The 4,698-nt window shown below is 38.7% G+C and carries 3 protein-coding genes and 1 pseudogene; 2 read left to right on the top strand and 2 right to left on the bottom strand.

Annotated elements, in window-relative coordinates; translation table 11 throughout:
* Together CUN59_RS01260 and CUN59_RS01255 are read left to right on the top strand one after the other, a co-directional pair.
* Window positions 1-242 (top strand): annotated as a pseudogene (locus CUN59_RS01260) (NF041680 family putative transposase); the annotation flags it as partial.
* Between the two features lie 465 nt (window positions 243-707).
* The gene (locus CUN59_RS01255) at window positions 708-935 is read left to right on the top strand and encodes a hypothetical protein (RefSeq protein ID WP_104386137.1); all 228 of its coding nucleotides are present in this window, start codon (window positions 708-710) and stop codon (window positions 933-935) included.
* A 341-nt stretch (window positions 936-1,276) separates the two neighbouring features.
* On the opposite strand, the gene CUN59_RS01250 is transcribed toward CUN59_RS01255, so the two are convergent.
* A complete protein-coding gene (locus CUN59_RS01250; protein WP_104386136.1) occupies window positions 1,277-2,686 on the bottom strand; it encodes an aspartate ammonia-lyase in 1,410 nt (469 codons plus the stop codon).
* A 137-nt stretch (window positions 2,687-2,823) separates the two neighbouring features.
* Complete coding sequence (locus CUN59_RS01245) at window positions 2,824-4,014, bottom strand: MFS transporter (RefSeq protein ID WP_104386135.1); 1,191 nt, start codon at window positions 4,012-4,014, stop codon at window positions 2,824-2,826.
* Window positions 4,015-4,698: the final 684 nt, after the last annotated feature.

Raw genomic sequence — 4,698 nt, 5'->3', positions numbered from 1 at the left:
GTGATGTTGCGGCTGATAATCCATTACCTTGGCAGAAAAAACAGACCAATTTATCTCCTGGAAGAGTTGCTCAGTCTATGGGAGGAGTTTTCGCCGCGATTGGTACACCGGCTGAAACCCCCAAACCCCGTGGAAAGTCTCCTGGCTGGCCTACTGGGAGAATTCGCTTACGCAGAATTCGCTACCCTACTGTCAAAAAGACTACTCCTAGACCCAAGAAGGAACAACCTAAATCGGCTTAACCTCTTAGTTTTTCTAGTTTGAGCTATGTAATTTGTCAACTCAGTCCCTCTGGGTCATCTTGTCATGTCTTAGTCTAAACTCCAGGATTTATGGGGGAGTGATTTAATCTCAGATAGTTGAGAACCCACATTCCGCAGATAAAATCCAATTCTGAATAATTATCACGAAAGATTCAGGGTTGTACAAACTTTACTCCAAAAATATTCTCAATAAATGAGATAAATTCCTAATAAACATTTTATAGTTCCTTTGAACTAAAATCCTGAAAACCCTTACCAAACAATGTTTTTGGAGATAATTATTTTTTTATTCTCCGCTTATGCGGAATGTGAGTTGAAATCTTACTTCGTCTTCCTTCACTTCCAGAACAAGAAAAAATTGCCTCTATTATCTCAACAGCCGATACAGAAATATCAACCTTAGAAAAACAACTCGCAGCATACAAACAACAAAAACGGGGATTAATGCAGCTCTTACCCACAGTTAACCAACTATCACATCAAGATAAACTCAGACTCATCCATTTTCTCCTATTAGCAGTAGCCAAAGAAGAAGGATGTAACTTAGAAACCAGTGACACCGAAAATACACTCCTCAACCAACTTGCTTCAACCAGTGCCACAGTTTGGTCACCCCAAGCAGATAATAAATCATTACAAGCATTATCAGACCTATTAGCAACAGCAAAATAACAGTCCCATGCTTGATAATCAGCGTTTTTATTCACAGAGAGAAACTACTTAGACCCTAGCAACTTGTATTATTTATTCTCCAACCACGCAAATACTTAATTATGAACCAACCCACCAGTACCATTAACACCAAACTCCTGGACTCCCTAGCTCAAATTATTCTTTCTTTATCCCAAGAAGAATACCAAATCCTGATAGAAAAAAATACCATTTCTTTGTAAAGTTGCATATACAGCATATTTCATCTAAATGAGGTACAACCATAATCAAACGTTTGTGGTGCGGGCATCTTGCCCGCAAAATTGTCCCTAGGATAATTTTCACTCCTATGTCTATTATATTTATTTTAAAGGCAAGATCGCACTCATTTGTTCTAAATCAAGTACAGTCGCTAATTCTGCTTCTGTCATTAAGCCGTTTTCTAGAACTATTTGCCGCAGAGATTTACCTGTTTCTAAGGATTCTTTGGCTACAGCAGCAGCATTCAAATAACCAATGTGAATGTTTAAGGCTGTGACTAATGATAAACTGCCTTCTGCATAAGCTAAACATCTTTCTCTATTGGGAGTAATTCCTTGAATACAGCTTGTTGTTAAAGCCGAAATTGTGTTACCTAAAATCTCGATGCTGTGAATTAAATTATAGGCAATGAGGGGCATCATCACATTTAATTCTAATTGTCCAGCCTGGGCAGAAAAAGCGATCGCTTGATCATATCCCATCACCTGAAAACATACCATTGATGTCATCTCTGCCATCACTGGGTTATATTTCCCAGGCATAATGGAAGAACCAGGTTGTACTGGCGGCAGTTGAATTTCCTTAAACCCGGTTTTGGGACCTGAGTCCATTAACCGCAGATCATGGGAGATTTTAACTAGATCCTGGGCTAAATTTCGCACCGCCCCGGATACATTCACAAATGCACCCATACTTTGCATCGCAGCCATTAAATGGGGTGCAGGTTCAAGGGGAAATTCTAATAATTGGGAGAGGGTTTCTACCACCCGTTTGCGATATTCAGGGTGGGTATTCATTCCTGTTCCCGCCGCACTTCCACCTAAACCCAATACCATTAAATCCCCTGAAGCAATATAAAGACGGTTTTGATGTTCTGAGAGGATGTGCGCCCAAGCGGCAAAGGTATCACCTAAACGCACTGGTACAGCGTCCTGGAGGTGGGTTCTCCCAGATTTAACGATATCTTGAAACTCTGTGGCTTTGGACTCTAAGGCGGAAATTGCCTGTTCTAAAGCTGGCTGTAAGGTGCGAGATAATGCCAGTAAACCACCGATACGGATAGCAGTAGGAATGACATCGTTGGTAGACTGTCCGTAGTTAACATGATCGTTAGGGTTAACAAGTTTGTAATTACCTTTTTGATCGCCAAGAACTTCCAAAGCGCGATTTGCTAGAACTTCGTTAATATTCATGTGATGTGAAGTTCCTGCACCGGCTTGATAAACATCAACCACAAATTGATCGCGTAATTTACCTGCTAATATCTCATCAGTGGCTTGAATGATGGCTGTGCTGATATCTGTGGGAATACAATCTAATTCTCCGTTAACAATAGCGGTAGCTTTTTTAATATATAAACAAGCATCTATATAAGTGGGTAAAGGTTTAATGCCGCTAATAGGAAAGTTTTCTATTGCCCGTTGGGTTTGAATACCATAATAAACGTTGTTGGCAATTTGGCGATCGCCCATTGAGTCTCTTTCAATGCGAAAATCTGTTTTATTATTCATATAGCACTCCTATTTTATTTGTGTATCTTTTACGAAATCTGTCAGCAAACGGGATTTTTTTTTAACGAACCGCTCCAGACGCAGAGGGCGCGGAGGTGGAGAATAAGGAGATGTATGCCTACGGGACGTTTGGGTGTTCACTTTTTGTTGAGGATTGCTATATATTTTTCGCCTACTATAATACACATACTGGCCAGTAAAAGGGCAAAGATACTGCTTATTCCAGCAACTAGAGATGTAATTGTTGCTGGAAACACAAATCCAAATAGACTCATCGCCAAGGAAAAGCCACCAAAATACATTCCAGTTCCTAAACCTGCCCATTTTGGGGGCATTAATTCTAAAGCATAAGGAATTACACCATTAAGAATGAGGCTAAGTCCGGCTAATGTCAATAATACAATTAGGAAATGTACGCCTAGATTTAACATCAATATAAGTGATAAAATAGTTGCAAAGATACCTGCTAACATCGCTTGACGATTACCAAATTTCACAGCTAAAAATCCCGCAGGTAAGGCAGCAATAGCCAAAATTAAGCCAATTCCTAGCATAATTCCACTAATATTATTGGTCTGAAGTTGGGTTTTAAGGATTTTGCCAATAGTATCCATCAGCAGTCGAGAACCCCAAGCTATACTAAAACCTGTAACTAAAATTAAGGCTAATTTGCCAATTGGGATTTTTGGGATTTCTATATTTTCTGGATTTTCTGGTGTTTCAGGAGGATTAAAAAACCGTAATGTAAAAACTGCACCCAAAAGCACAAAGGAAGCTATAGAAAAAGCCGCAATTGGTCCCAAACTTAAAATAAATGTGTTTGCAACTCCGCGAAAAGCCCCAACTATTCCCCCCGCTAAAGTTACAAAACTCACTGCCAATGGTAATTCCTTAGGCATAGAATATCTGGCTAATAAAGAAATAGCAGGAGAACGAAATACTGTCATTGCTAATGCCCAAGCTATTAAAACTAAAGGTAAAATTCCCTTTATTACTGCTATTGGGGGAATGAAAGTCACAATACAAGGAATGGCAATAAATAAACTTGAGGCTAAAATTACACCCACGGAAATAAAGGGAAACCGACTTCCTAACCAGTGAATAGCATGATCGGAAAGTCCCCCCATTAGTGGTTCTAATACCACACCCAAGGCATTTTCTACCACTAATAAACCAACTGCTAAGGATGCAGGAAATCCAAATTGAGTTAAAAGTTGGGGTAAATAGATATTATAAACTAACCAAGTTAAGGTAATTGCCCCTTGCACTCCTGCTAAAGCTAAAACTTGTACCCATAAAATCCTGGGTTGAGATTTTGAGATATTCATAAATTAGATAGGCAAAAATAGCACATTTTTCATCACACAGTCAAATATTGGCATAGGATTAGCTGTTACTTAAAGGTAAGTATTCAGCTATAACGCTCGTTGATACCCAGATCCCCGACTTCTTTTATTAATTGTGTCCATAAATAATAAATTGATCACAGAAGTCGGGGATCTTTTTACCTCACCTGAATTCTTACACTTAAAGTACCTGTTCACAAACCGTCACAAGGTCTGTTATCAGCAATACAGAAATTTGGTATACTTTGTGGTGATAATCTCAGTACACTAGTACAGCATGGCGTAAATAAAACAACCATTCTCAATCACTAAAAAGCTTACGCCATATTATTTTTGACTTCCGTCTTGCGGTACTAACTGGAGAATAGCTAATAGGCAGATGGGAAAATTCAGTAATTAGTAAGATAGGAATCCTTAATAATTTCTGAATAATATTAAATAGTGTAGGGTACGCAGTGCATATTTATCTAGAAATAATTTCGTAGTGAGGACTTGAGTTCTCAAATGAGGCATAAATTCCTGACTACAAATTTTGAGTGATTCAATCCATTCTACTTGTCACCAAAATTAAATAGTTATCTTATCTTATCTATTCTTTTCCCTTATCTCTTAGGACTTACGTAAGATGTGGCTGAACACCTTATTCTTGCGTAGGGGTAATTCATG

It is taken from the genome of Cuspidothrix issatschenkoi CHARLIE-1, from assembly GCF_002934005.1.
Taxonomy (GTDB): Bacteria; Cyanobacteriota; Cyanobacteriia; order Cyanobacteriales; family Nostocaceae; genus Cuspidothrix; species Cuspidothrix issatschenkoi.
The sequence above is the reverse complement of the archived record's forward strand: the minus strand, read 5'-3'. Positions and strand labels throughout refer to the sequence as shown.

Excerpts from the sequence above, each read along its gene's own strand:
- CUN59_RS01245 (WP_104386135.1), bottom strand. The coding sequence starts at position 4,014 with ATGAATATCTCAAAATCTCAACCCAGGATTTTATGGGTACAAGTTTTA.
- CUN59_RS01255 (WP_104386137.1), top strand. The coding sequence starts at position 708 with ATGCAGCTCTTACCCACAGTTAACCAACTATCACATCAAGATAAACTC.
- CUN59_RS01250 (WP_104386136.1), bottom strand. The coding sequence starts at position 2,686 with ATGAATAATAAAACAGATTTTCGCATTGAAAGAGACTCAATGGGCGAT.